The sequence below is a fragment of the Streptomyces sp. PKA51 genome, assembly GCF_057552455.1.
In genome coordinates this window covers 1-24979 of the sequence record NZ_BAAJPZ010000028.1, presented here as the reverse complement: position 1 = coordinate 24979, position 24979 = coordinate 1, and the positions used below count along the sequence as shown (strand labels likewise).

The window sequence follows — 24979 nt, the reverse complement described above, 5'->3', positions numbered from 1 at the left end:
GGCGGTCAGTCGGGTCGGCGGACGAGTTCGACGTCGCGCAGGTCGGCGAAGGCAGCCCCGTCCTCGCCGGTCAGGCGCAGGTGGCACTGGGCGTGGTCGCCCTCGGCCCACACGGGGCGGACGGCGCAGTGCAGCGGTCCCCGGGCGGCGCCGCGGTGGTGGAGGTGGAAGGCGCCCACGGCCATGGGGAGGGTGGCGCCGCCCAGGGCGCTGGTGGCCCACAGGACGGCCAGTTGCAGGGCACCGTCCACGGCGGCGGGGTCGGTGTGCCAGGGCGCATCGGGCCAGCCGAGGGCGGCCAGGCCGCACAGCGTGCCGTGGGCGCCCTCGGGGCTCAGTGCGCCCACGGTGGTCAGGGAGCGCATCAGGGGGCCGTGGAAGAGCACGGTCCCGTCGTAGAGGTCGTCGCCGTGTCGGGGGGCCTCGCCGGCCGGGAGGCCGAACTCCTCGTCGGCACCGGGCCGGATGTCGGGGGTGATCAGGGCGCCGTAGTGCAGCCGGTCCGCGGCGCCGCGCAGTTCCGCGGCGACCGTGTGGGGGGTGGCCGGGTCGATGCGCCCGGTCAGGGTGAAGAGGTCGCCGTCGTCCTCCAGCCGGCCCAGGGTGGCGGGGTGCAGGACGCGGACGTCGCGCAGGGCGGTCGCGGTGCCGGGGAGCCAGTCGCGGGCGGCGGCGGTGAGCCATTCGAGGGCCTGGGCCATGGGCAGGACGGGGGTGCCGCCGATGGCGTGGTGGGCCAGGTAGGGGTGGCTGCTCGCAGTGGCCCGGACCCGGGCGGGCCGCAGGGCCGGGAGCGCTGCGGGCACCTGGTGCGCGTCCTGGTCGGGGGCGTCGGGGGCGGCCGCGGTGAGGACCACGCGGGTGTCGCGGCCGGGCGTGGTCAGTTCGCGGACGAAGGCGCGGGCGCCGGCCTCCAGGGACAGCAGCGGCACGCCGGCCGCCGCGAAGTGCGCGGCGAGGGACGGGGTGACCATGCCGCCGTCCCAAGGGCCCCAGGCGAGGGAGCGGACGAGGCAGCCGGGGCGTTCGGCGGCCTCGGCGGCGGCCACCTGGTCGAGGACCTCGTTGGCCATGGCGTAGTCGGCCTGGCCGGCGTTGCCGTGGCAGGCGGCCACGGAGGAGAACAGACAGACGGTGCGCAGCGGATCGCCGGCGGTGGCGTCCAGCAGGGCACGCAGGCCGTCGGTCTTGGTGCCGAAGACGAGGTCGAACTGCTCGTCCGTCTTCTCGGCGAGGTACCGGTCGGCGAGGACACCCGCGCCGTGGACGATGCCGGTGACCGGGCCCCATTCGGCGCGGACCGGGGCGAGGACGGCCCGCAGCGCCTCGGGGTCGCGGGCGTCGGCGCAGAAGTGGCGCACCGGGGAGCCGGCCTCCTCGATGGCGGCGACGGTCGCCTTGATCTCGCGGACGGCGAGGATGCGCCGGGCCCGCTGGGTGAGGGCTGCCGGGGCCAAGTCCGCGCCGGGTCCGGCGGCGAGGGCGCGGACCAGCTCGGCCTCGTCGGCGGTGGGCGGCAGACCGGGCGGCTCCTCCTCCATCGCGGTCCGGCCGATCACGACGATGCGGGGCCGGTGGGCGCGGGCGAGCTCGATCAGGGCGGCGGCGGTCACGCCGCGGGCGCCGCCGGTGGCCACGATGACGTCGTCGGGGCCCGGGAGGACCGGCGCCGGGGCGGCAGGGTCCGCGGCCACGGTACCGGCGGTGTCCTCGCCGAGAGGGGCCGGGACGGCCACCGGGCTCACGCGGCTGCCGTCGGCGCGCAGGCCCGCGTCCAGCAGGGGGCCGCCGGTGAGGAGTTCGGCCACGATGGCGTCGGCGGTCTCCTCCGGGCTCCGGCCGCTCCGCTCGCAGTCGATGGCCTTGACGGCGGCGGCCGGGCATTCCCGGGCCACGGTGCGGGCGAGGGCCGCAAGGCCGCCGGACCAGGCGCGCAGGCCGTGCCCGCCGCTCAGGCCGAAGTCGCCGCCGGTGTCCTGGACGGTGACGAGGACCCCGCCGTGCTCGGCCAGGCGCGGTGCCATCAGCCGGGCGGCCCGGAAGGCCGCGCGCTGGGTCCGCAGCATCTCGTCCACGCCCGCGTCCTGCCGCAGTCCGCCGAGCAGCAGGACGCCGTGCGCCTCGTCGGGGATCTCCTCGGCGGCGCTCACGCTCTCGGCGGCGACACCCTCGTGCGCGAGCCGCTCGGCGACGAGCTTGCCGAGCCCGGAACCGCCGTCGACGACGGCCAGGGGACCGTCGGTCAGGCCCGCCATGGCCAGACCCGTGGGGGGCGCGGCCACGGCGCGCACGACGTGGCGGGCGGTACGGGCGCAGGGCACGGGGACCGCACGGCCGGGTGCGGCGGACGGCAGCACGGACTCCCCGGCGCCGGGCGCAGCGGCATCGTCTGAAGGCGCGCCGCCGCTCGTGTCGCTGCTCGCGCCGCCGGTCGAGTCGCCGGGCGCGTCGCTGCTCGCGTCGGTGGTCGCTGAGGAGGGCGGTGACGGGGCGGGCGGGGCACCGTCCACGCCTCCCACGGCTTGCGCGAGCTTGTCGGCGATCTGGCGCAGCGTGCGCAGGGTGGCCAGTTCGGCCGGGTCGCCCTGGGGCAGGGCGCCCAGCCGCCGGCGCAGCGAGGAGAGGATCTCCACCTTCTTGATGGAGTCGATGCCGAGGTCGGCTTCGAGTTGCATGTCGAGGTTGAGCATTTCCACGGGATAGCCGGTGCGTTCGGCCACCACGGACAGCAGCACCGTCCCGACGTCCTCCGCCGGTGCGGCGGGTTGCGGCCCCTGCACCGGTGGCGGCGCCGCGGGCGCCGCGCTCCCGACGGCGGCGGGCGGCGCGGGAACGACGGCCGCGGTCGGCTCCGCAAGCGGCGACGGCGGTGCCGAGGACAGCGCCATGGCGTCGGGGAGGGCATGGTCGGGGTCGACCGGTGTGCCGAGCAGGGCGGCGAAGGAGCTCTCGGCGACCTTCAGGAACGCCAGATGGCTCTCCGTCATCATGCGCTGGTAGGCCGCGTGGGCCTCGGCGGTCTGCCGCTGGGCGTCCTCGACGAGCCGCGCCCAGGGCTCGGGCGCGCCGGGCGCAGCGGGCACGGCCGCCGCGGCCGCCGTGGGCGGCAGGGGAGCCGGCGTGTTCGCGGTGTCCAGGTGTACGGGGACCGGGTTCTTGCGGGGCGGGTCGGTCCTGCCGTGGTTTCCGCCGTCGATCTTCACCGTCATCGTGGGTCGTCGCTCCTGCTCGGGTTCCGCGGGCGGGATGTAGTGCCGCCAATAGGGGGCGAAGTCCAGGGGGATGCCGTGGACGGCGAGCCGGGCCAGGCCGTCCTGGAGGGCCGTCACGCCGTGCCGGTCCCGGTGGTCGAAGGAGACGGCCAGGTGCGGGCGGTCGCCGAGGATCCGCCCGACCAGGGCCGTGAGCACGCTCCCGGCACCGACCTCGGCGAAGACGCGCACCCCGGCCGCGTACATGGCCTCGATCTGCTCGGCGAAGCGGACGGGGCCCGCGAGGTGCCCGGCGAGGCGGTCGCGGATGCGGGCGGGCTCGGCCGGGTGGGGGGCCGCGTCGGTGTTGGACCACACCTCGAGGACGGGGGCGCCGATGCACTCGCCGGCGAGCGTCTCGGCGAAGGGTTCGCGGGCGGCGGCGACCAGCGGGCTGTGGAAGGCGGCGGCCGCCGGCAGCGCGGTGGTGTCCGTTGCGGCGTCGGCGAAGCGGGCGGCGGCGGCCGCGAGGGCGTCGGCGGTGCCGGACAGCACGGTCTGCCGGGGGGCGTTGTGGTTGGCGATCCACACGTCGGCGATGCCGGCCCCCTCGAGGACGGCGGTGGTCTCCTGCGGCGAGGCGGCGACGGCGAGCATGCCGCCGGGGGTGCCGGCCGCCGCGTCGTGCATGAGCTCGCCGCGGCGGCGCGCCAGGCGCATCAAGGTGGCCGCGTCGTAGGCGCCGGCCGCGTGCAGGGCGGTGAGTTCGCCCAGGCTGTGGCCGGCCGTGCAGTCGGGGCGCAGCCCGAGTTCGCCGAGGACGGCGAGCAGGGCGAGGCTGTGGGCGGCGAGGGCGGGCTGCGCCCAGCGAGTGGCGGTGAGCAGCGCCTGCTGCGCGGCGAGGGTGTCGTCATCGGGGGCGGGCGGCGGGAAGACGACCCGGTGCAGGGGCGGTTCGCCGGCCTCCTGCGGCTCGTCGGCGCCCGCCGCGGCGTCCCAGGCGGCGTGCGCGGCGGGTTCGTGGACGGCGAGGTCGGCGCCCATGCCGACGTACTGGGAGCCCTGGCCGGGGAAGAGGAAGGCCAGCCGTCCGGGTGGGCGCCGGCCAGTGGCGTAGTGCAGGGTGCCCGGTTCGCTCCAGGAGTCGCCGGCGTCCTCGCCGCTGCCGAGGCGTTCGGCTGCGCGGGCGAGGCGGTCGGCGAGGCCGGCGGCGTCCTCGGCGATGACGGCCAGCCGCAGGGGGTCCTCGGCGCGGAACGTCTCCTGGGTGCGGCGGGCGAGGTCGGCGAGGCGGAAGGTGCCGTCGGCGCGGCCGGCCTCGGCCTCGGCGCGCAGGGCTTCGGCGCGCTCGCGCAGCTGCCCGGGGCTCTCGCCGCCGAGCAGGACGAGTTCCGTGGGCGCCGTGCGGGCCCGGGGCGGTACGGCCGTGCCGGGCGGCGGGGTGTGTTCCTCGAGGGTGACGTGGAAGTTGCTGCCGCCGAAGCCGAAGCTCGAGACGGCGGCGCGGCGGGGGTGGCCGGCGGGGCGGATCCAGGGGCGGGCCTGGCTGTTGAGGTAGAAGGGGCTGGTGTCGATGCCCAGGTCGGGGTGGGGCCGGCCGGCCTTGATGGTGGGTGGCAGCACCTTGTGGTGCAGGGCGAGGACGGCCTTGAGCAGGCCGACCGCGCCGGCGGCGCACTTGGTGTGCCCGATCTGGGACTTGACGGATCCGAGGGCGCACCACTGGAGGGCGTCGGGCCGATCGGCGTGGTAGATCTCGCGCAGGGCGGTGAACTCGGCGCTGTCGCCCGCGCGGGTGCCGGTGCCGTGGGCCTCGACGAGTTCGACGGTGGCGGGCCCGTAGCCGGCTTCCGCGTAGGCACGGCGCAGGGCGCGGGCCTGGCCCTCGGGCACCGGGGCGTAGATGGCGGTGCCGCGACCGTCGGAGGAGCTGCCCATGCCGCGGATGACGGCGTAGATGCGGTCGCCGTCGCGCAGGGCGTCGTCGAGGCGTCTGAGCGCGAACATGGCGAGGGCCTCGCCGAGCATGGTGCCGTCCGCGTCGGCGGAGAAGGGGCGGCAGTCGCCGGTCGGGGAGAGCGCGGGGGTGGTGGTGAAGCAGCGGAAGGTGCCGATGTCGTTGGAGGTGTCCACCCCTCCGGTGATCACCAGGTCGGAGCGTCCGAGGGTGAGTTCGTCGAGGGCGGTGGACAGGGCTGCGAGAGAGCTGGCGCAGGCGGCGTCGGTGGTGTGGTTGGTGCCGTGCAGGTCGAAGCGGTTGGCGATGCGCCCGGCGACGATGTTCCCCAGGCCGCCGGGGAAGGTGTCCTCGTCGGGCTCGGGGTAGTGGGCGGCGATGCGGTCGCACAGGGCCTGGGCGCTGTCCTCGGCGATGCCGGCCTCGCGCAGGGCCTTGAGCCACACGGGCCGCTGGGTGCGATGGCCGCTGTGGGTGAGCAGTTCCAGGCCGCCGGTGCCCAGGATGACGGAGGTACGGTCCCGGTCGAGGGCCGCCGGGTCGCGGCCGGCGGCGGCGTCCCGCAGCACCTGCGCGGCGACGAGGAGGGCGAGCAGCTGGGCGGTGTCGGTGGAGGACAGGGCCGAGGGCGGGATGCCGTGGGCGAGCGGGTCGAAGTCGACCTCGGGCAGGAAGGCGCCGCGGTCGACGTAGATCTTGTCGGGGGTGCCGGGGACCGGGTCGTAGTAGTCCTCCACCCGCCAGCGGGACGCCGGCACGCCGGTCATCAAATCGCGGCGGCCGAGGACGAGCCGCCAGCTCTGTTCGACGTCGCGGGCGTCGGGTAGCAGGGCGCCGAGGCCGACGACGGCGACGGGGACCCGGCCGGGGATGCGGGGGGCGTTCATGCTCGGGCTCCGTTGCTGCCGAGGGCCGTCAGGTCAGGGGACGGGGGGTGTAGGAGAAGGCGCCGTCGGGGACGGGGACGCCGTAGCTGCGCAGCTGGTGGGCGCGGGTGAGGACGGCGGCGCCCTCCAGGAGGTTGCGGGCGATCTGGACGACGGTGCGGCGGGCGGGGTCGGCGAGGAAACCGTGGGCGGTCCAGCGGTTGAAGGCGCCCATGGCGGGACCGCACCAGATCTGGTAGTCGGCGCGGCGCTCGGTGCGGCCCTCGATGGCCCAGCGGCTGGACTTGCCCAGGTACCAGCGGAAGACGAGGGCCATGCGGTGGTGGGGGTCGCTCTCGGCGCGGGCGGCCTGGGCGGGGTCGCGCTGCTGCCAGAAGCGGCGGGTCTCCTCCCACACGGTGGCGAACGGCGCGCCCAGGATGTCCCGTTCGACGGTGGCGCGGCGCTGCGCGGGCACGTCGTCCCAGCAGGGGTGGTCGCGGTAGAGCTCGTAGAGCTGGGCGGCGCGGGAGGCGAAGAGCGTGCCGCGCCGCAGCACCTGGAGCCTGACCCCGAGTTCGAACATGTCCGCGGCGGGGGCCATGGCGACGTCGGTGACGTCGGCCTGGGCGAGCATGGCCTTGGCGTCGCCGGAGAGGCCGGATTCGACGGCGGACTGGTTGACGGAGCCGGTGACGACGTAGGCGGCTCCCAGGGCGAAGGCGGCGGCGACGGCCGCGGGGGTGCCGAGTCCGCCCGCCGCGCCGATCCGTACGGGGCGGTCGTAGCCGTGGGCGCGGGCGAGGGCCTCGCGCAGGGCGAGGACGGCGGGCAGCACGGCGGTCAGCGGCCGGTTGTCGGTGTGGCCGCCGCTGTCGGCCTCGACGGTGACGTCCTCGGCGACGGGAACGCGCGCGGCGAGCTCGGCCTCGGCGGCGGTCAGCCGGCCCTCGGCGACGAGGGGGTCGAGCAGTTCGCCGGGGGCGGGGGAGAGGAAGGCCGCGGCGGTCTCGGGGCGGGAGACCTTGGCAAGGATCCGGGTGCGGCGCACGACGCGGCCGCGGGCGTCGCGGTGCAGCCCGGCGGCGGCGACGCGGACGACGGCGGGGGTGAGCGTCATGAAGGCGGACGCGGAGACGGCGGGGACGCGGTGGTGGACGAGCAGGTCGGCGACGCGGCTTTCCAGGGCGGGCTCGGCGGGCGAGTGGATGAGGTTGACGCCCCAGTTGGGGCGCCCGCCCAGCCGGGCGGCGAGGTCGCGGACGGCGGCCTCGACGCGTTCGGGGCCGAGGCCGGCGGCGCCGAAGAAGCCGAGCATGCCGGCGTCGGCGAGGGCGGCGACCATGTCGGTGGTGGCGATGCCGTTGGCCATTTCCCCCGCGATGTAGGGGAAGCGGGTGCCGTGGGTCTCGTTGAACGAGCGGTCGCCGAGCCATTCCGGGTAGAGCGGCGGCAGCGTGCCCAGGAGGGGCAGGCCCTCGCCGGTGCCGTCCGGCTCGGGCGAGCCGTCGACGGCGACACCGATGCCGCCTGCGGGCACGGCGAGCAGCCGGGCCGGTTCCCGGATCCGGGAGACGAGCGGCAGCACGCCGGCCGCGGTGCAGGCGGGCGGGTGGGGACCGGGGTACCAGCGGGCGCCGGCCGGTGTGGACGGGGGCGCCTGGTCGAGCAGCTGGGTCATCGCTCACGTCCTGGGGTTGGTGGCGGGGATCGTCCCGGCCAGCAGGTAGGCGAGGTGGACGTCGGGGGGCGGCGGCAGGCCGCCGAGCAGGCGGCGGGCCGTGGAGTCGTCGAACCGGCGCCGGTGGCCGAGGTAGGGGGTGAAGCCGGGGTAGAAGTCGGCGACCTGCTCCAGCTCGGTGGGGTCGGGCACGCCGCCGGGACACAGGTCCAGGCGCACGGGCAGGAAGCGCTCGAAGAGCCGGGCGAGGACGGTCATCGGGGTGTCGCGGGGGTGGACGACGTGAAAGGTGGCCAGGGAGTTTGCGTGGAAGCGATCGGCGATCAGCGCCATGGCCTCGGCGGCCCACTCCACGGGCAGCAGGTTCAGGTGGCCGTCGGCCCGGCCGGGCAGGCGGACGACGGGCGCGGGCACACCGGGCGGGGGCGCGAGCCCGGCGAGGCCGGCGGCCTCCAGGCCGGAGCGGGCGATCTCGGCGATGAACTGCAGGGGGTGCGGGGGCACCGCCGGGTGCGGGGCGAGGTCGCTGACCAGGATGCTGGGGCGCAGGATCACGGCGGGGCGGCGGTGCTGCCGGGACCACTCGTGCACCAGCAGTTCGCCTTCGTACTTGGATCGTTCGTAATGGTTCTCGAAGCCGTGCGCATCGGTCAGGTCGCATTCGCCGGCGATGCCGTCGTGGCGGCCGCCGGCGACGAAGGCGGTACTGACGTGGTGCAGACGGGGACCACGGCGACCGGCGGCGGCGAACTCCAGCACGTGCCGGGTGCCGTGCACGTTGACGGTGCGCAGGCTGGCGAGATCGGCGTTGAGCCGGATGTCACCGGCGCTGTGCCACACGGCATCCACGCGGTCGGCGAGCTCCTGGAATCGGCGCGGCGTCATGCCGAGGCGGGCCAGGCAGACATCGGCTTCGGCGATCCGCACGCGATGGCGCAACGCCTGCAGAAGGGAGCCGGGCGCCTTCAGATGGGTGAGGGTCTCCTCCAGCCGTTCCCGCGTGTCGCGCGGACGGGGCCTGGCGAGCACGGTGACCTCTGCGCCGCGACGCAGGAATTGCACCAGCAGCCGACTCCCGAGAAACCCGGTGGCACCGGTCAGCGCGATATGCACGGCCCAGTTCTCCCGACCTTGGAGGTGAACATTATTTGTCATGAAATACGTATTTTGCTCACTCTCCAGAACATACACGGCAAGAAGCCGGGCAGCGGCGATACGAGCCACGGCGTGCCGCCCCAGGTCGCCGTCCGGCGACGCAGACACCCCGCACACATATTCGGTCGACGTGTGGCAGGAATGACGGCCGCACACCCGGCACCACATCACCGAACGCGCCGACACGACCCGTAACGCCCCGCAAGTCCGCAACGCGGACCCGGTCCCCCCTGCACCCTCGAACGCGCTGCCGGCGATGAGTCCGGCCTGGTGCGCGCCGTCGAAGTACACGCGGCAGCCCCACCTCCGAGGATCTCGCTCAACTCCCCTACGCCGTCATACCGGTGGCCGGTCCGCCTTGCGGGGGAGAGGCTTGCTCCTGGGGCATGACGCATGGCCGGGCACCGCGCGTCAGAGTCGTTCTCATGCGTGATCATCCTGAACGCCGCGCCTGCGGGCGCCGGCTCCTTGCCCAATTCGCTGTTCTCACGTGCCTGCCGTATCTGACGCTGAAGCTGCTCTGGATCGCCGGGTTCGACGTGGGGGTGAAGGATCTCGGCAGCCTGTCGCGGGGGCAATGGATTGCGGCGAACGCCGTGACGTTCGGGATGGACGGGATCGCAGCGTTGATCGCCCACGTCCTGACCCGGCCGCGCGGGCGGCACGTGCGTGCCTGGCTCCTCCTCTTCCCGATGTGGGTGGCGACGGGGATGCTCGTCACCCTGATGGTCACGCTGCCGGTCAGCCTCGGCGTCATCGCGGCGACCGGCGCCCGGAATCCGGCCACCTCCGACGACATGCTCCGGCCATGGGTGTTCGGCGTGGTCTACGGCGGGCTGATCGCCGAAGGGGTGGTCCTGCTGTCGGCGTTCGCGCTGTACGCCGGCGAACGCTGGGGCCGCCTGCTGCGCACCCGGGTACGGGACCTGAGCGATCCGGCCGGCACCCAGGGCATGCAGCGGGTGCTCACCGCGCTCGCCCTGGGCTTCCTCGTCTTCTCGGGCGCCTTGCGCCTGGCGTGGGGACTGGGGGCGGACGTCGGCATGAACGCGGAGTGGATCGCCCGCCGGAACGCGATCGGTCGCACGGGTGATCTGGTGCACGGCCTGGCGGCACTGACCGGGGCGGCCGGCATGTACGCGCTGGTGTTCCGCCGGTGGGGCACGGTGCGCGTGCGCGTGCCGCTGGCGATGGCATGGACGGGTGTGGGCGTCGCCTTCGGCTCCAGCGGCTGGATGGACGTGGGCCGTTCGCCGGCCACGTCGGCCCTGCTGGGGATCGGCAACACGGCCGACCTGATCGCCGGACTGCTCACCCTGTGCGTCGGCTGCTTCGCACTGACGGAGCTGACGTCCGGCAAGAGCCGGACCGCCACACCGGCCGGTGCCTGATGCCGCCCCTGAAGAGCAGCGCGACCGGGCCGCCACCGTCCCGATGTCCGGAACGCGCCCGCTCGCTTGCCCCCGACCAGTGCACTAATGACGTGTACGCGCCATGCTGCTGAGGTCCGATACCGCATCGGGCACAGGGAAGGGGAAACCGGTGCGCCTACGCAGCGCTCTTGCGACGGCTGCGGCCGTCGCAACCACCACCTGCGCGTTCGTCACCATGCCCACGACGGCTCACGCCACCGCCCGAGCCGGCGAATGGTGCCGCGACCGCCCGGCGCCCGTCTCCTGCCCACCAGCGGGGCATGTCCCACCGGCGCGACAGTGCCCATCATCGAGGGCACCGTGGTCCGCCCGGTCGTGAAGAGGCTGCCCAGCGGCGGAACGAACAAGCCGGTCTGGCGATGGGGGCGTACGGCGTGATGGGACCGGCCTCGCGCAGGGCTGACTGCTTACTGCGGCTGGGTTGCGATCTGAATCAGGTTGCCGCAGGTGTCGTCGAAGACGGCGACGGTGATGGAGTCCATGTCCATGGGCTCCTGGGTGAAGCGGACACCGAGGCGACGGAGGCGCTCGTATTCCGCCTTCACGTCGTCGACGGCGAACTGGGCGAGCGGGATGCCGTCCTTGACGAGGGTGTCGCGGTAGGTTCTGGCGGCCGGGTGGCTGGCCGGCTCCAGGAGGAGTTCGGTGCCGCCTGGGTCGTCCGGCGAGACGACGGTCAGCCACCGGTCCGTCTCGCCCACCGGCACGTCGTGTTTCTTCACGAAGCCGAGGACCTCGGTGTAGAAGTGCAGGGCTTTTGCCTGGTCGTCGACGAAGACGCTGGTCATCTGAATTTTCACGGCATGCTCTCCTTCGGTCCGCGTCTGTAGCGTACGAGCCATCGCGCGACGATGTGCTGCAGCGTGGCCGTGTTCAGAGCTGGTGTGAGAGGCGGCAGGTTGTCGGGATCGGTCCGGAATGTTTATGCGTTTCGCCAGCGCCGGCCTGTGCAAAGAGACTGATCGTGATCAACGTCCGTGCGGCGGCCGACGGCGCATAAGAAGCTGAGAGCCGGGCTTGAAACTGCCGCAGCGGAAGCCTCTACCGTCGTGAGCAGGGCCAGGGATTCCGGCTCAGTGAAGGCGAGGGGGCGGCGATGACCTGGCCTACCGCGGAGTCGCCCGGATGCCGGGTGTGATGCCCCGGCCGGCACCGTGGCCCGCACGATCACCGAATACGAACAGTCCAGTGCATGAGGGCCCTGCACGGTTTCCCGGAGCTGGTCGGGGTCATCGAGCGGCGTACTGCGGTGTTGAGCAAGGCCGAGATCGAGGCCGACGAGCGCGAGCGCACGACGCAGATGATCCGGCTGGCGGAGCTGTTGGCCACCGACCTGCCCGCTGACGCCGAGGTGGTGCAGTCCGAGATCGATACCGGTAAACGAGGGCCCGGCCCACGCCGACGGCCTCCAACTGGCGCAGGGCCTCGGCGGCGTTCTCGTGGTCCTTGGTGAGGATCTGCAGGGCGACGTCGATCACTGTGCGGGCGATGCCCTCTGCCGCGTCCGGTCCGGTCTGCGCCCTGGATCCGGTGGTGACGAAGACGCGTCCGAGCGCTTCCAGGGCGAAGGTGTCCTCGTTCGGCTCGCCGGCCCCCGGGCTGGGCAGCGCGGTGACAGGGACGGCGACGATCGGCTGGGACCTGATTGTGTCCATGTGGGTGATAGCGGCCGTGAGGTCGATACACCAGCTCAACCCGACCGAGTGAATTGCATATATAACACCACCCGGCCAAACAGGGGTCTGCTGTCCTGGTCGTGCCCCTGTCGACCAGGGGCGTTCACGCGGAACAGGAGGGTCAACCATGCGACTCACCGGACGCACTATCACCCCCGCCCGCAGACAATTCGCAGCCATCGGCGTGGGCGCCGTGGTCATCGCCCTGACCGGTGCATCCCTGGCCGCACCAGCGGCCGCCCAAGAGCGCGCCGCCGCCCCGGCCGGTACCTACTGCGGTCCGAACGAAGAGTTCTACGGCAGCGGCCGGTACACGTACGCCCAGGTGCAGATGTGCCTGCGGGCCGATTCCAGCGGAGCGGTCTCCGCCGTCGTCAACACGCGTCAGGTCCAGTACTACTGGGGCAACTCCTGGTACTACGCGACCAGCAGTTACCCGGCATCCTGGGACGCCAAGGGCACGGCCAGTGTCGGCGGCACCGGCTACAGCTACAGTGTCAACGCCCAGCAGAGCTCCGCGACCGGTTCGGCCAGCGCCTCCCTGTCGACGACCGCCTGCGGCACCTACAGCGTCACCATGACGTACCACCAGGTCGGCCCGTACTGGGGGAGCGACTCGGCCATCGACTCGGGTCAGCGCACCTACAGCATCAACGTTCCCTGTTGATGCCGTTTAATTGGTCTTGTTGAGGAATCGACCGATTCCTCAACAAGACCAAACCAGCCGCCGTTCCGGTCCCGCGGTGGCCCGGAAGGTGCTCGAGGAACGGCGCCAAGGCTCATTGCAACCCTCCCGACCTCACCTGGGCAGGACGAACAGCTGGCCAGATACCCCTGAAGGTCACGCTTCCCGCGCCGGCCGCCCCACGGCGCCGAGGCGGGCCTCGGGCGGCGGAATATGGGCCTGGTCACGGACAAACCGGGGCTGCAGGGGGATGCGCCCATAGCGGGCGTTGGCAGGTGAGTCGGATCAGACGTTGGTCAAGGGGTGCCTCTTCACGGTGGCCCCAGCCGCGTACCGCTTCACGTTCACGCGGCTGGACCTGTCACCGCCCCGACCGTCTACGGCTGGAGAAGCCCGAGGACGTCGCCTGGCCGTTGTCACTGGTCACACCCTTTGTCCACCCGCCCAGGCTGGTTGCAACTCCTCTTCTCCCAGCTTGGATATGCCTGGAGCGTCCCGGCCCCGCGCACCCAGCACGAGGCCGGCGAAGGCCGGGGCGGAGATACGCGGCGAGGCGCTCCTCGCCCTGGCTAAGCTCCGCCTGGCCACGCCCCACCAGCTCAAGGCGCTCCTGCTGTCGCACCACCAGGACACGAACTACATCTGCCGCGCGCTGCGCAACCTTCTCGCCGACCGCCTGGTGGGCCGGCCCCACCGCGCGCAGTAGAGCTACTGGTTCTGCACCCCGGCGGGCCTTGCCGAAGCCGCCGCCTCCGGTGAACTCCCGCCGAAGGCCGGCCGGACCACCGGGCAGCGCGCGGCGGCGAAGACGGGCCTGCGCGAGCACGTCCTCGCCCTGGTCGACGCCGTCATCGCCTTCCACCACGCCGGCGCGGCCGACCAGGCCGACTGGCAGATGGAAGTCGCCCACCCGACCCCGGCGGGCCCCCTGGTGCCCGACGGCGTGGTGCTCCTGACAGGCGACTCCCACGCGTTCGTGGAGATCGACCGCACCATGTCCTACGCCCGCCTCCTCGCCAAGCTCGAGCGCTACGACGCCTACCGAGGTGCACCGCCGTCCGGCCGCAGCAACGCCGTCCGCGCTCCGGGCTCCCACTGGCAGGAGACCTACGCCGGACCGTCGCTGGATCGGCCCTTCCCGCCGCTGCTGTTCGTCTTCGCCCCGCCCAGCGCCGCGCGGCCCCGGCCACGAGGGAGGCCGCCTTCCACGACCGCGCCCGGCCGCACTGGCGCATCACCGTGGCAACCACGACCCTGCCCCTGCTGATCACGCACGGACCCGCGCAGTCGGTGTGGCGGGTCGTCGGCGGCGGTGAGAACCGCCGACCTCTGGCCGCGCTGCCGCAGCCGCGATGAACATAGCGGCGGCCGGCGGCGCGGCCTGCCGCGGCTACTGGGCAAACCGAAGATGAGCCTGGGCAAGCCGCCCCGTACGGCGGCTCGCCCGGCCGGGCTGCACTGGGGTGGTGCCCACCTGCCGGGCATCGCCGACGCCGCATGGACGGACTGACGGTGGAACCCCGGCCTGGCTCGCCCCCCGGCTGCCGCGCCCGTTGCAGGGCCGGGGCGGGGGTTGCACCGACGGGCGATTGAACCGTTGTCTGGACGGTTGCCTTCAGCGGGGGACCGAAGGTGTGACCGGAGGTGGGAGCCCCTCAACCGGACACCGCCCGTTCCCGCAGGCCAGCCGCTGCGGGCAAGCCGTCCAGGCACGGCGACACCTCTTCCCCACGCGGTCTGGTGTTCGAGCTGAAGTTCGACGGGTACCGGTGTCTCCTCTTCGCCCCGAGCCGGGCCGATGACGCCGTGCTCCTACAGTCGCAACGCGGCGCACTCATTCGACGGTCCTTCAGCTCGACGGCCAGGAAACTGCTCGACCGCCGAGCTCTGCCGGAGGCGTTGCTCGCCGAGCGCTTGCTGCGAGTCCCTGCGCACGTCACCGGGGAACCGCGCCGCGGTGTAGTACAGATCGCGCAGCGCCAGCCGTTCCGCGGCCCTCACCGGGTGTGACCGGTGCTTCAGGGGCCAGGACCAGACCGCCATCGATCCTCGCCTCCCGCTTCCTCAGGTTCCGTCTCTTTGGTCATCGTCGTGCCCAGATGAGGATGGCGGCGAGGCGGAGTGCGGCCTGGTAGGCGATGGCGAGTTTGTCGCAGCGTGTGGCCAGGCCGCGCCACTGCTTGAGGCGGTTGATGCACCGTTCGACGGTGTTCCGTTGCTTGTACGCCTCGGTGTCGAAGATGGGCGGGGGGCCGCCTCGGCTTCCTCTCCGCAGGCAGTGGCCTGCCTGGTCGTAGGGCTGCGGGATGACCGCGCGGATGCCTCGCCGCCGCAGGTGGGAGCGGATGGCCCGGGGGAGTGGGCCCGGTCCGCGAGCACGGCCAGCGGTGCTGTCCCGGGCCGGCCAGGGCCGCGTCGTGGCCCGCGGATGTCGGCCATCACCGTTTCGAAGGCGGGTGCGTCGCCGGTCTGGCCTGCGGTGACGGTCAGGGCCAGGGGTTGTGCACGACCGTCGGCGGCCAGGTGGACCTTGGTGCTCAGGCCGCCGCGTGAGCGTCCGAGGGCGTGGTCGGCCGCCGTCCCCGGACCGGATCGGCCGGCATCAACGGCTGAATCCGGTCCCGCATCGCATCAATGGTCACTAATCGGATGGACATATCTGATCAACTGATGAGTCCATCAAGAAGACGCGCGGTAGGGCCTGTCCGGCGGATCTTCGTCACGCGGCCACCACGGCGCCCCTTACGGGGCGCTGCATGACCTGCCGGACACGCCCCAGGCGAGCCCGGTGAGGCCCTTCAGGACACAAAACGGGCCAGGCGGCCGAGCAGGGCCACCGCGTCGTCGCGTACCACTGGGCCGAAGAAGCGGGCGTCGACCTCCTCGACGGCGGCGATCGCGCGTGGCGCCAGTTCGGCGCCTGCGCTGGTCACGCGCAGCCGTTTGGCGCGGGTGTCGGCGGGGTCGATCTCGCGCTCGATCAAGCCCTTGGCTTCGAGGGCACGCAGGACCTGCGAGGTCATCTTGACGTCCGTGCCGGCCTGACGGGCCAGGGCCAGCTGGTTGGGGCGCTCGTCGTGCGTGTTCAGCCACCACGTGCAGGCAAGCAGAACGAACTGGACGTGAGTGAGGCCGAGCGGCCCGAGGGCCGCGGCGATCTCGCGCTGCCAGCGCAGCGTGGCGTGCCAGAGCAGGAATCCGGGGCTTTCCCCGGGTGCGAGGGACATCAGCTCTGCGCCGCCTTGACCAGGGCGGCCACGGTCACGGGCCAGTCCGCGGTGACGGCCGGACCGATCTGCGGGCCGAGCTCGTCCGCGCCGTCGCCGGTGATCTCCATCCGGTACGTCACCCGGGTGCGCAGACGCTCGCCGCGGTCGATCCGGTGGATCGTCCGCAGGAGCAGTCCGTCGATGCGGGCCTCGTCCACGAACAGTTCGCCGGCGGTGGCCTCGGAGACGAGCAGGTGCACCGGCTCCTGCCCGGGCGGGGTCATGACGATCTCGGTGCCCGCGGCGAAGGGGCCACCGATCTCGATGTCCGCGATATCGGCGTTCCAGTCCGCCCAGTTCTCAACGTCGGCCCACAGGCGCCAGATCGCCTCGGGCGCGGCGTCGGTCTCGGTGGTGTGCTCGTACGTCCACATCAGCGGTCTCCCTGTTGTCTCGCTTGATTATCTACGAAGAGATTATCTGCGCGCAGACTATCTGTCCAGCGGTCCGGCCGCTGAAGGGCAACGAACACGCCCCGCCCGGCGTCAGCCGGAGCGGAGCGCGGCCGCGAAGGGCGCTCGAGCGTGTCCAGGAGGCAGTCCCTCACCAGAGCGACGTGTTGCCCAGACTTTGGTGTCCGATGACGCCCGTTCACATCGCTACGCCACCCCGTTGCCGAACCGCCACCCACGTCGGGGTGAACAAGCCCGGATGCGGGCGGCGGGCGAATCAGGGCCGGGCGGCGAGGGCCTCGACCTCGAACAGCACGTCGGGCGCAGCCAGGCCGGCGACACCGATGAGGGTTTGCGTGGGCGGTTTCGTACCCCAGCCCTCCTGTACGGCCCCGGCGATCGGCCCGAGCTTGCTGACATCATGGTTCACCACGTACGTCCTGAGCTGGACGACGTGGCTGAGGTCGAGCCCATGGGCGGCAAGAGCGACGCCGATGTTGCGGAACGTCTGCTTTACCTGCTCGGTGAAATCGGCCGAGACAACCGCGCCGTCCGGGCCCGATCCGTACTGACCCGCGATAAGCACCAGTTCCGTACCTGCGGGGACGGTGGCGGTGTGGCTGTAGCCGAACGGGACCGGGTCGTGCAAACCGTCCGGATTGACAATGGCGTGTGCCATGCGGGTCACCTCTCGTGTGCGACGGGCCTGTGTCGTGCTGAAGCCTCCCAAGGCATCACGACATCCTGTGTCATGTATTCCTGTAGGGTTTTCGTATGCGCGCCGATCGATTGGTATCGCTGGTGCTGCTGCTGCGGCAGCACGGTCGGCTGTCAGCGGGCGCGCTGGCCCGCGAGCTGGAGGTATCCACCCGCACCGTGCTGCGCGACATCGAGGCGCTGTCCGCGGCCGGCGTCCCGGTCTACGCCGAACGCGGTCGGCACGGCGGCTTCGCGTTGCTGCCCGGTTTCCAGACCGAGCTCACCGGACTGAACCACGACGAGGCACTCGCCCTGCTGGTCGCCGGATCGCGGCGCGGCGCGCAGGCATTCGGACTCGGCTCGGCACTCGCTTCGGCCATGCGCAAGGTGGTTGACGCGCTGCCCGAAAGCCATCGGGCCACCGCGGCCGACGCGGCTCGGCGATTGCTCATCGACCCGGAGACCGACCTGCTCTCACGCCGGGTGGTTGCCGAGGAGGTGCCTGACACCATCGTGGCCGAGGTCCGGCGCGCGGTGTTGGCCGGACACAAGCTGCGCATCCACTACTCGGCTGCGGACCGGACCCCGAAGTGGCGCACGGTGGACCCGATCGGCCTGGTCACCGTGCGCGGCCAGGGCTACTTGCTGGCCACGAGGTCCGGCGCGGACCGCACCTACCGGCTGTCCCGCATTCTGGCCGCCGAGGAACTCCCCGAACCGGCACAGCGTCCGGACCGGGTCGACCTGGACCGGGCCTGGCAGGAACGCAGCACACGGTTTCGGACCGGCGGCGACCAAGTCACCGTGCTGCTACGGATGAACCCGGTGCAGAGGGAGGACCTGGTGGGCACCGCGCTGGCCGTCCTCGCCGAGGAAGCCGACGCAGACGGCTGGCTGCGGCTGGAGGTGACCTTCCAAGATTCGAGACACGCTGAGTGGGCGCTGTGGCACCTCGGCACGAACGCGGAAGCCCTGGCCCCGCAGTGGTTGCGCAACTCCCTGCGCAACCGCGCCGCCGCGATCGCCACCCGCTACGGAGTGTCCGATGTGCATCTGGAGCACCCTTCGTCCGGACACGATCCGGTGGGGGCCCGTGGTCTGTCGGAACTACTCATTCATGAGAAGGGCCGGGGCACTCGGTTTCGGCAATAGCGGCCCATCGGTGTGTGAGGCGGCGGCATGCGTGGACGAGCTCGGGTGGGTGGAGGTCGGTGAGTTCGGTGTCGAAGGTGGCGAGGATGCCAGCGATACCGGCCCAGGACCAGGCGCCGAGAGTGAGCCGGCAGGACTCGGTGTCGAGGTGTTCCACGACGGAGCCGCCTGGTGCCCAGCGGGCCACGATGTGGGCGGGCAGGTTGAGCCGGGCGGTGCCGGTGCATTGCCAGACGGCGGGGGTGTCGCCGCGGTCGTGGGTGCTCATCACGAAGTGGGCGAGGTCGGGGTGGGGAAGCGCGCGGGCGGCGAAGTGCTGCGTGGTGGGGCGGAGGTGCAGTCGATCGACGCGGTGCACTCGCCATTCATTGTCGGTGAGGTCGTAGGCGACCAGATACCACCGGGCGGCCCAGACAACCAGGTGGTGCGGCTCCATGCGGTGGGCGGGCAGGTAGTCGGGGTCACTGGGTGCGGGGCGTGTGCCGTCGGGACGCAGTGTCTCGGTGACGAGGACGTGACGGTGGCGTACCGCGGTTCCGGCGACGGTGAGGGCGGCCGGGTCGATGGGGGGCGCAGGGAACTCCCAGTAGTTCTGCAGACGAGTCAGACGCAGGGATTCCATGGATGCCCGCAGCGCAGGGGGCATGACCTGCTGTAGAGCCGCCAGCGCCCGCGCCGCGTCGTCCCTGAGGCCGAACATCGTGCTTGGTGCGGTCTGCAGGGCCACCGCGATCGCGAGGGCCTGGTCGTGGTCGAACAGCAACGGCGGCAGGGTTCGCCCGGCCCCGAGCCGGTAGCCGCCGCCGGGGCCGTGGATGGTGGCGATCGGGTAGTCGAGCGCGCGCAAGGTTTCGATGTCGCGGCGGACAGTGCGTTCGCTGGTCCCAAGCCGGTCGGCGAGCTCGCGCAGCGACCACTGCCGTCCTGACCCGAGCAGCGACAACAACCGCAACGTCCGGTGTGAGGTGTTCGCCATCGTCCCATCATGCCCGGTAGTGGCCACTCGGTGTCCACTACCGGTGTCAGGGTGGGTTCTGTTCAGCGAGCAGCGACGGAAAGGACGGTCGGGTATGCGGGTGGTCGTGGTGGGTGGCGGGATCGGCGGGCTTGCACTGGGGGCAGGACTGCGTCGCCGGGGGTTCGAGGTGGCGGTATTCGACCGTGACACCGATGTGGCGGCGACGGGCGGCTACCACATCACCCTGGATGAGCGGGCGCAGTCGGCACTCAAGGATCTGGTGGAACCGAAGATCATGCAGCGGCTGCTGGCATCGGGGTCGGCGCTGCGACTGCGCGAGCGCGACGCGTTCTGGGATCGCCGTGGCCGGCTGCTGGGCCACGGGCCGGACCTCAGCGACAGTGCAAGCATTGACGTCGATCGGATCACTCTGCGGATGCTGCTGGCCGAAGCCGTCGGAGATGGCCTGCACTTGGGATGCCGCGTGTCCGGCGTCCGCCACGACGACCACGGCACGCCTCAAGTGCTGTTCACCGACGGAGCGCCGGTCTCGGCGGATCTGGTGGTGGGCGCGGACGGCACCCACTCGGTGGTCGCCCGCCACCTGGCGGGCGGCCCGACCAACAGCCCGGCGGGCATCATCGGGTTCTCCGGCCGCACCCTCCGGCGAGACCTCAGCCCCGGCGAGCAGCAGCGACTCAGACCACGATCGGGGCTGGCGATCGGCCCGCGCGGAGCCGCGCTCTACATCGGCTTCCTTGACCCGGTCGGCAACGCCGCGCTCGACGCTCCCGAGTTGCGGATGTCGGTCACCACGGGACCCACCTACATCTGGGGCGCCATGTTCCCCGAATCCACCAGCACCGGTTCCCTGCGCGACCTGCGGGGCGGCGAACTGCAGGCCGCGCTGCTCGGCCGATTCCGCGAGCGGGGATGGGCCGAGCACACACTCGAGGTCATCGCCCGAGCCGACCCGCACAGCGTGGCCGGATTCCGGTTCAACGCCGCCTCCACCCGCGCGGAGGATCTCGCGCCCTGGCCTGCGGGTCGTATCACCGCGCTGGGCGACGCCGTCCACGCCACACCGCCCACCGCCGGAATGGGAGCGGGCGCGGCCATCCGCGACGCCGCCAGCCTGCTCGCGCACATCAGCGCCGCCGCCGACGGCACCGTCACCCTCACCGACGCCGTGGACCATTTCGAGGCCGGGATGCGCCGGCGCGGCAGCGAAGTCCTCACCCTGGCCATGAAGACCGTCCGGTGGATCCTGGCCACCGACACCACACTCGGCGCCGCAGCCACCGCCGTGAGTACCCCGATTCTGGCCGCAGCCGCCCGGCTACGTCACTGACGAGCCGCGCGACGCCCATGCCCTGCACTCAGAACAGGACCGACCACAGCGACGTCCCCCGGTGCGCAGTTCCTCGGCGAACGCGGCGAAGGCCATCGCCTCGACGTGCTGACGAACACACTGCCCCGTACGGGTCTTGTCGACCACGGCCTTGCGCCGGTTCTGCGTGGCGAAGGAGATGTCCACCTCCTTGTCCTCCTCGTCGAAGGCGGTGATGTACTCGCCGCGGGCGCTCTGGTGCCGCATCGCGTGCGCGAACGCGTCCGGCACCGTCCGATCGTCCGACCTGGCCGTGAACTCCAGCTTCTCGGCCAGGTCGGACATCACCGCGGGGTCCCGGCCGATCCGCTCGTACAGCAACACCTCCCAGCGAGGCCACCGTGGTCAATTTTCACGGTGCGGTAGTTCCCGATGAGGGCCTCGACGATCTCCCGCTCGGCGAGCCGGGTCGCCTCCGGCTCCGCCCTGGCCCTCTTGATCTTCGTCGCGACGCGCTTGCAGAACATCGTCGCCAGGTCGTCGCGGACCCGCATCCTCGCCTTGTGCGTCAGGCACGCGTGCCCCAGGAGGACGCGGTGGCCGGGCGTCTCCAGGCGCGCGGGCGCGGTGGTGGTACGCAGGTCGGATCCGGTGACGCGAGCGCCCCGGCCGCGCAGGATCCTGGCCAGCGCGGACATGCCGGCGCCGCCGATGCCGACGAAGTGCGGGTGACTCAGATCCAGCGGCCACTGGCGGCCCGGGATATGGACAGCCTTCGTTTCCACGACCACCCCTTCACGACGAAGTGTGGCGTGCGAGCTGACGACCCGCTTGCTCCGCGAGCCGCCCCTGAAGGCTCCTGCCGCCCGCATCCTGATCGGTAGGGCTCTTGGTGTCAGGATTCTCAGGCCCTGACGGCGCCTCACACCACACGCAACCGTAAGCGGGCCCCTTCACACCATGTGAGGTCGGGAGGCTGTTGGTGACAGGTCCGCGTGGGGCCTGGCACAAGTTCCGTGAGGCGATCACTGTCCGTGACAGCGAAGGCGCGTGGTGAGATGGTGGGACGTCAATCGTCCTCCTCCGGAGCCCTGCTCCCATCCCTGATCCCTGCGGGGGATTGCGCGTAGGAGACGCCTCGCGCGGGGCACTCGCCGGATACCGGACGGGGAGGTGCCTGACTGTTGTCGCGTCGGCCCGCGCGCTTGGGCTGGCCGAGGACGACTCCGGTCAGGACCAGGGCCAGTCCGCACAGTTGCTGCACGGTCACCACTTCTCCGGCGACCGCTGTGCCGAGCAGCACGCCGGTAACGGGGTTGAGCAGCCCGATCAGTCCCACTGTCCCCGCGGGCAGGTGCCGCAGCCCGGTGAACCAGGCCGCGAAGGCCAGCGCGGTGGCGATCAGGGCAACGTAGCCGAACGCGAGGAGCGTCGGCGTTGAGAACGCGGGCGGAGGGCCCTCCACGACTGCCGCGACCGGGAGCAGGAACAGACCTCCGGCAGTGAGTTGCCAGGCGGTCGAGGCGAGCACATCGGCGCCGGCGCCCCACCGTTTGGTCAGGATGTGACCGAAGGACGACACCAGCATGGCGGCGGCCGCGGCGAGGACTCCCGGCACGCTCACCCCTTCCACACCGGTGAGCAGCATGAGACAGACCCCGCCGAGTCCGATCGCGGCACCGGTCAGGTGGGCGATGCCGGGCCGCTCGGACACCAGGGGCCAGGCGATGAGCATCATCGTCAGCGGGGACGCCGCCATGACGGTCGAGGCGACGCTCGTCGGAAGCAGCTGGGAGGCGGCATAAACGAGGACGAAGAACACGCTCATGTTGAGCAGGCCGAGCACCGCGGACCGCCACCACCACGCGCCGCGCGGCCGCTGCCTGCGCAAGGCGAGCAGGGCGAGGCCGGCGGGCAGCGCCCGCAGGGCGGCCCCGTAGAGCGGGCGGTCGGCCGGCAGGAACTCGTGGGTGACGAAGTAGTTGGTCCCCCAGGCCACCGGCGCGACTGCGGTCAGGGCCGCCCAACGCGTATTAGCTTCCATGGAAGCTAATATAGCTTCCCGGGAAGCTATCATGGTGTGCATGGAGCACGGTGAACCGCTGGACCGCGTGGCCCGCATCCAGGCCGACTGGCGCCGCGAGCGGCCCGACCTCGACGTCAGCCCCCAGGGAGTGATCGGCCGACTGCACCGTCTGGCCGACCGGCTCACCGAGGAACTCTGCCTCGTCTATGGCCGCTACGGCCTCGGTGAGGGAGAGTTCGACGTCCTGTGCGCCCTGCGCCGGGCCGGGGAGCCCTACGAGCGGGCACCGGGCGAGCTCGCCGCGCACACCATGGTCACCACCGGCGCGATGACGAAGAGAATCGACCGCCTGGAGCGAGCCGGACTCGTCACCCGCCGCCGCTCCGACGACGACCAGCGCAGCCGGATCGTCGCCCTCACCAGCCCCGGACGCGAACTGATCGACCGGGCGTTCACCGACCACATGCGCAACGAACGTCACCTGCTGGATCTGCTGACGCCCGCCGAGGCCAAGTCACTCGAAACGCTGCTCACCAGCTGGCTCTCCCGCATGGATCATCCGCGTACTCCCGGCAGCGAGTAACCAGCCCCCTCCGGCCCGCGACCAGCGCCTGGAAGGTGTCGGACGGAAGTCCTCAGGAGCAGAGCAGGACCCGCTCGCGGAGGCGGCCAAAGCCGGCGCAGCCGAACACCTGCCGCTTGAGCATCTTGATCCGATTGACGGCTCCTTCGACCGGGCCGGAGTTCCAGCCGGTGGTCAGTCCCGCGGTGACCGCGTCGAAGTCACTGTTCAGGCCGGTGGCGAAGGTGCTGATGCCGGGCAATTTCGAGGCGGCTGCCTCGGTACGTGCCCTGGCCCCTGGCCCTGGACGTGCTGCCAGGGCTGAGGCTATCCGAGCAGTACGAGCCGAGGCGGAAGCACCTGGCCGCCGCGGTGGGGATGCGGGCGCCCTACTGGTTCGCCCCGCTCCGGGACCGCGAGACGATCGCTGCCTGCAGACCGGGCACGCCGCCGGCCGTGGTGCCTGCCTGCCACGTCACCAATCCCATCGATGCGCTGGTGGAACTCGCTGCCGACGAGCCGGACGGCTCTCCGGCCGCCCGCCTGTGCTGGTCCCCGGCCCGCGAGATCCGCGCCCGCGACCACAAGACGGTCACCCGCGACACCCAGGAACTGCGGGCCAATGCCGCCGACGGCGCACACCTGGTCCTCGGCGCCGTCCCCGCCGAGCTGCGCCGCCCCGACGCGGAGCCGCTGCCCGAGGTGGTACGTCGCGCCGGCTGGCTGTCGATCACCGAACGCCGCGACGTCCTGGCCCACCGCGTCGCCGCTCTTGCACAGCGTTGGGACGACGGACAGGACTGGCACACCGGCGCTGTCGTCGTCCGGCCCGACCAGTGCGCCACCGCGTGCGAGTGGTCCTAACAAGCGACCGCACCCTCTGGATCCGTACCCAGGACGGCACCCTGTGGCCCGCCCCGGCCTGCTCCGGCCGGGGCATCGGCTGGGGCTACAGCGGCACCGGCAACCACACCCTGGCCCGCCTCGTCGACAAACTCCTCGACGACATCTCCGCATCCGCCGTCACACCCGGCGAACCCGCCCCCCAGCCCACGGCCTGATCGACCTGCTGCGCACCACCCCGCAGGACGGAACCACCACCTACACCCGCGCCCAGCTCCTGGCCGCACGCGCCGGCTGAACCCCCGGGCCTTGCTGCTGGCGGTCCTTAGGCGTCCTGGACGCTGCCACCGCCCTGCTCCGCGAGGCGGCGGTTCGGCCGTTCGAGGAGGAGAGCCGTGCCCGGCGGGGGCCTGCCCGGGGTGCAGTTCTCGGGTGCCGGGCATCCGATTTCTCTCACACTCAGCCTTGTGTTCACCCGTAGGCCGCCAGGAGCACCAGGGCACCGCACGCCACGATGTAGGCGGCGAGCCCGTACCACGCCCCGCGGTGGCCGGCGCGCTCCGCCCGGGCGGGGCTGCCGCCCCGGGTGGTCCAGCTCCAGGCGAGGACCGTACCCGCCACGGCGAGGAGGAGGAACGCCAGCGTGGCCAGGTGCAGCCAGTCGATGAGGGTCAGCCCGGTGGAGCTGGTGACCACGCCGTTGGCCTGCTGCATGTTGAGGACGACGACGAACAGCCCGCCGCCCAGGACGGCGAGCCTGTTGTGGACGCTCTCCAGCCGCGTGGTGGTCTCCAGCTCCTCGTGCGGGGAGGAGACGAGGAACGTGGAGACGGCGATGAGGACGGCGAGGTAGAGCGGAATGGTCAGCTTCCAGAAGATGGTGGGATCGGAGCGTTCGAGGTCGAGCAGGATGTGCACCCGGTCGTAGGTGCTGCCGTTCTTCAGGCTCCGGTCGCCGTACGTGGTGGTGTAGTGCTTGGGCGAGCTGGTGAGGCGGAAGCCGGTCAGGTGCCAGCCCTGGGGGCGGATGTCGGGGTTGACCTGGGAGTCGGCGTTGTTCACGGTGAACCGGAAGTGCTGGGTGTCCTCCGGCGCGGTCAGGGG

General features: G+C 72.2%; 21 protein-coding genes and 3 pseudogenes. 10 read left to right on the top strand and 14 right to left on the bottom strand.

Annotation, left to right across the window (positions count from 1 at the left end):
• Positions 1-5 precede the first annotated feature (5 nt).
• Genes AC27L3_RS27435 through AC27L3_RS27425 form a run of 3 tightly spaced genes read right to left on the bottom strand, consistent with a single transcriptional unit; the run spans position 6 to position 8850 of the window.
• Complete coding sequence (locus AC27L3_RS27435) at positions 6-6035, bottom strand: SDR family NAD(P)-dependent oxidoreductase (protein ID WP_487236759.1); 6030 nt, start codon at positions 6033-6035, stop codon at positions 6-8.
• Positions 6036-6063: 28 nt separating this feature from the next.
• Positions 6064-7695 carry a PfaD family polyunsaturated fatty acid/polyketide biosynthesis protein gene (locus AC27L3_RS27430; RefSeq protein ID WP_487236758.1) on the bottom strand — a complete coding sequence of 544 codons (1632 nt, stop codon included), beginning with the start codon at positions 7693-7695 and terminating at the stop codon, positions 6064-6066.
• Between the two features lie 3 nt (positions 7696-7698).
• Positions 7699-8850 carry an SDR family oxidoreductase gene (locus tag AC27L3_RS27425; protein WP_487236757.1) on the bottom strand — a complete coding sequence of 384 codons (1152 nt, stop codon included), beginning with the start codon at positions 8848-8850 and terminating at the stop codon, positions 7699-7701.
• Between the two features lie 425 nt (positions 8851-9275).
• Here AC27L3_RS27425 and AC27L3_RS27420 point away from each other — a divergent pair, with 425 nt between their 5' ends.
• Positions 9276-10241, top strand: coding sequence for a hypothetical protein (locus tag AC27L3_RS27420; RefSeq protein ID WP_487236756.1), 966 nt, complete (start codon positions 9276-9278; stop codon positions 10239-10241).
• Between the two features lie 449 nt (positions 10242-10690).
• On the opposite strand, the gene AC27L3_RS27415 is transcribed toward AC27L3_RS27420, so the two are convergent.
• Positions 10691-11083 (bottom strand): VOC family protein, encoded by a 393-nt coding sequence (locus AC27L3_RS27415; RefSeq protein ID WP_487236755.1) that lies wholly within the window; start codon positions 11081-11083, stop codon positions 10691-10693.
• A 392-nt stretch (positions 11084-11475) separates the two neighbouring features.
• Here AC27L3_RS27415 and AC27L3_RS27410 point away from each other — a divergent pair, with 392 nt between their 5' ends.
• The 4 genes and pseudogenes from AC27L3_RS27410 to AC27L3_RS27395 all read left to right on the top strand — a co-directional run.
• Positions 11476-11736: a hypothetical protein gene (locus AC27L3_RS27410; protein ID WP_487236754.1), complete on the top strand. Its 261-nt coding sequence runs from the start codon at positions 11476-11478 to the stop codon at positions 11734-11736.
• Positions 11737-12086: 350 nt separating this feature from the next.
• On the top strand, positions 12087-12626 hold the full coding sequence (locus tag AC27L3_RS27405; RefSeq protein ID WP_487236753.1) for a hypothetical protein: 540 nt from the start codon (positions 12087-12089) through the stop codon (positions 12624-12626).
• Between the two features lie 499 nt (positions 12627-13125).
• Complete coding sequence (locus AC27L3_RS27400) at positions 13126-13350, top strand: hypothetical protein (RefSeq protein WP_487236752.1); 225 nt, start codon at positions 13126-13128, stop codon at positions 13348-13350.
• A 72-nt stretch (positions 13351-13422) separates the two neighbouring features.
• A pseudogene (locus tag AC27L3_RS27395) lies at positions 13423-13911 on the top strand (replication-relaxation family protein); the annotation flags it as partial.
• Positions 13912-14727: 816 nt separating this feature from the next.
• On the opposite strand, the pseudogene AC27L3_RS27390 reads toward AC27L3_RS27395, so the two are convergent.
• The 4 genes and pseudogenes from AC27L3_RS27390 to AC27L3_RS27375 all read right to left on the bottom strand — a co-directional run.
• A pseudogene (locus AC27L3_RS27390) lies at positions 14728-15218 on the bottom strand (IS5 family transposase); the annotation flags it as partial.
• Positions 15219-15442: 224 nt separating this feature from the next.
• Positions 15443-15871, bottom strand: coding sequence for a MarR family winged helix-turn-helix transcriptional regulator (locus AC27L3_RS27385; protein ID WP_487236751.1), 429 nt, complete (start codon positions 15869-15871; stop codon positions 15443-15445).
• A complete protein-coding gene (locus AC27L3_RS27380; RefSeq protein WP_487236750.1) occupies positions 15871-16287 on the bottom strand; it encodes an SRPBCC family protein in 417 nt (138 codons plus the stop codon). The genes AC27L3_RS27385 and AC27L3_RS27380 overlap by 1 nt, the downstream gene beginning before the upstream one ends.
• Positions 16288-16582: 295 nt before the next feature.
• Positions 16583-16984: a RidA family protein gene (locus AC27L3_RS27375; RefSeq protein ID WP_487236749.1), complete on the bottom strand. Its 402-nt coding sequence runs from the start codon at positions 16982-16984 to the stop codon at positions 16583-16585.
• Between the two features lie 95 nt (positions 16985-17079).
• On the opposite strand from AC27L3_RS27375, the gene AC27L3_RS27370 reads away from it, so the two are divergent.
• Positions 17080-18156: a helix-turn-helix transcriptional regulator gene (locus tag AC27L3_RS27370; RefSeq protein ID WP_487236748.1), complete on the top strand. Its 1077-nt coding sequence runs from the start codon at positions 17080-17082 to the stop codon at positions 18154-18156.
• On the opposite strand, the gene AC27L3_RS27365 is transcribed toward AC27L3_RS27370, so the two are convergent.
• Positions 18116-19132 carry a helix-turn-helix transcriptional regulator gene (locus AC27L3_RS27365; RefSeq protein ID WP_487236747.1) on the bottom strand — a complete coding sequence of 339 codons (1017 nt, stop codon included), beginning with the start codon at positions 19130-19132 and terminating at the stop codon, positions 18116-18118. The two genes, AC27L3_RS27370 and AC27L3_RS27365, sit on opposite strands and share 41 nt — an antisense overlap.
• 94 nt (positions 19133-19226) lie before the next feature.
• On the opposite strand from AC27L3_RS27365, the gene AC27L3_RS27360 reads away from it, so the two are divergent.
• Complete coding sequence (locus AC27L3_RS27360; protein ID WP_487236746.1) at positions 19227-20465, top strand: FAD-dependent oxidoreductase; 1239 nt, start codon at positions 19227-19229, stop codon at positions 20463-20465.
• Here AC27L3_RS27360 and AC27L3_RS27355 read toward each other — a convergent pair.
• From AC27L3_RS27355 to AC27L3_RS27345, 3 genes are all read right to left on the bottom strand, one after another.
• A complete protein-coding gene (locus AC27L3_RS27355; RefSeq protein ID WP_487236745.1) occupies positions 20454-20789 on the bottom strand; it encodes a hypothetical protein in 336 nt (111 codons plus the stop codon). The genes AC27L3_RS27360 and AC27L3_RS27355 overlap by 12 nt on opposite strands.
• A complete protein-coding gene (locus tag AC27L3_RS27350) occupies positions 20789-21229 on the bottom strand; it encodes a Mur ligase domain-containing protein (protein WP_487236744.1) in 441 nt (146 codons plus the stop codon). The genes AC27L3_RS27355 and AC27L3_RS27350 overlap by 1 nt, the downstream gene beginning before the upstream one ends.
• 284 nt (positions 21230-21513) lie before the next feature.
• Positions 21514-22488: a DMT family transporter gene (locus AC27L3_RS27345; protein WP_487236743.1), complete on the bottom strand. Its 975-nt coding sequence runs from the start codon at positions 22486-22488 to the stop codon at positions 21514-21516.
• 40 nt (positions 22489-22528) lie between these two features.
• On the opposite strand from AC27L3_RS27345, the gene AC27L3_RS27340 reads away from it, so the two are divergent.
• A complete protein-coding gene (locus tag AC27L3_RS27340) occupies positions 22529-23053 on the top strand; it encodes a MarR family winged helix-turn-helix transcriptional regulator (protein ID WP_487236742.1) in 525 nt (174 codons plus the stop codon).
• A gap of 52 nt (positions 23054-23105) precedes the next feature.
• On the opposite strand, the pseudogene AC27L3_RS27335 reads toward AC27L3_RS27340, so the two are convergent.
• Positions 23106-23336: pseudogene (locus AC27L3_RS27335) on the bottom strand (transposase); the annotation flags it as partial.
• Between AC27L3_RS27335 and AC27L3_RS27330 the strand changes: the two are divergent.
• Together AC27L3_RS27330 and AC27L3_RS27325 are read left to right on the top strand one after the other, a co-directional pair.
• On the top strand, positions 23318-23896 hold the full coding sequence (locus tag AC27L3_RS27330; protein ID WP_487236741.1) for a hypothetical protein: 579 nt from the start codon (positions 23318-23320) through the stop codon (positions 23894-23896). The pseudogene AC27L3_RS27335 and the gene AC27L3_RS27330 overlap by 19 nt on opposite strands.
• Entirely contained in the window at positions 23887-24093 is a 207-nt protein-coding gene (locus AC27L3_RS27325; protein ID WP_487236740.1) for a hypothetical protein, read from the top strand. The genes AC27L3_RS27330 and AC27L3_RS27325 overlap by 10 nt, the downstream gene beginning before the upstream one ends.
• 253 nt (positions 24094-24346) lie before the next feature.
• Here the strand turns inward: AC27L3_RS27325 and AC27L3_RS27320 are convergent.
• On the bottom strand, positions 24347-24979 hold a 633-nt coding region (locus AC27L3_RS27320), incomplete at its 5' end, for a hypothetical protein (protein ID WP_487236739.1).

Coding starts and splice junctions, on each gene's coding strand:
- AC27L3_RS27400 (WP_487236752.1), top strand. CDS start 13,126: ATGCCTGGAGCGTCCCGGCCCCGCGCACCCAGCACGAGGCCGGCGAAG.
- AC27L3_RS27355 (WP_487236745.1), bottom strand. CDS start 20,789: ATGTCCGACCTGGCCGAGAAGCTGGAGTTCACGGCCAGGTCGGACGAT.
- AC27L3_RS27365 (WP_487236747.1), bottom strand. CDS start 19,132: ATGGCGAACACCTCACACCGGACGTTGCGGTTGTTGTCGCTGCTCGGG.
- AC27L3_RS27410 (WP_487236754.1), top strand. CDS start 11,476: ATGAGGGCCCTGCACGGTTTCCCGGAGCTGGTCGGGGTCATCGAGCGG.
- AC27L3_RS27375 (WP_487236749.1), bottom strand. CDS start 16,984: ATGGCACACGCCATTGTCAATCCGGACGGTTTGCACGACCCGGTCCCG.
- AC27L3_RS27345 (WP_487236743.1), bottom strand. CDS start 22,488: ATGGAAGCTAATACGCGTTGGGCGGCCCTGACCGCAGTCGCGCCGGTG.
- AC27L3_RS27405 (WP_487236753.1), top strand. CDS start 12,087: ATGCGACTCACCGGACGCACTATCACCCCCGCCCGCAGACAATTCGCA.
- AC27L3_RS27420 (WP_487236756.1), top strand. CDS start 9,276: ATGCGTGATCATCCTGAACGCCGCGCCTGCGGGCGCCGGCTCCTTGCC.
- AC27L3_RS27360 (WP_487236746.1), top strand. CDS start 19,227: ATGCGGGTGGTCGTGGTGGGTGGCGGGATCGGCGGGCTTGCACTGGGG.
- AC27L3_RS27385 (WP_487236751.1), bottom strand. CDS start 15,871: ATGTCCCTCGCACCCGGGGAAAGCCCCGGATTCCTGCTCTGGCACGCC.
- AC27L3_RS27435 (WP_487236759.1), bottom strand. CDS start 6,035: ATGAACGCCCCCCGCATCCCCGGCCGGGTCCCCGTCGCCGTCGTCGGC.
- AC27L3_RS27370 (WP_487236748.1), top strand. CDS start 17,080: ATGCGCGCCGATCGATTGGTATCGCTGGTGCTGCTGCTGCGGCAGCAC.
- AC27L3_RS27340 (WP_487236742.1), top strand. CDS start 22,529: ATGGAGCACGGTGAACCGCTGGACCGCGTGGCCCGCATCCAGGCCGAC.
- AC27L3_RS27380 (WP_487236750.1), bottom strand. CDS start 16,287: ATGTGGACGTACGAGCACACCACCGAGACCGACGCCGCGCCCGAGGCG.
- AC27L3_RS27430 (WP_487236758.1), bottom strand. CDS start 7,695: ATGACCCAGCTGCTCGACCAGGCGCCCCCGTCCACACCGGCCGGCGCC.
- AC27L3_RS27425 (WP_487236757.1), bottom strand. CDS start 8,850: ATGACAAATAATGTTCACCTCCAAGGTCGGGAGAACTGGGCCGTGCAT.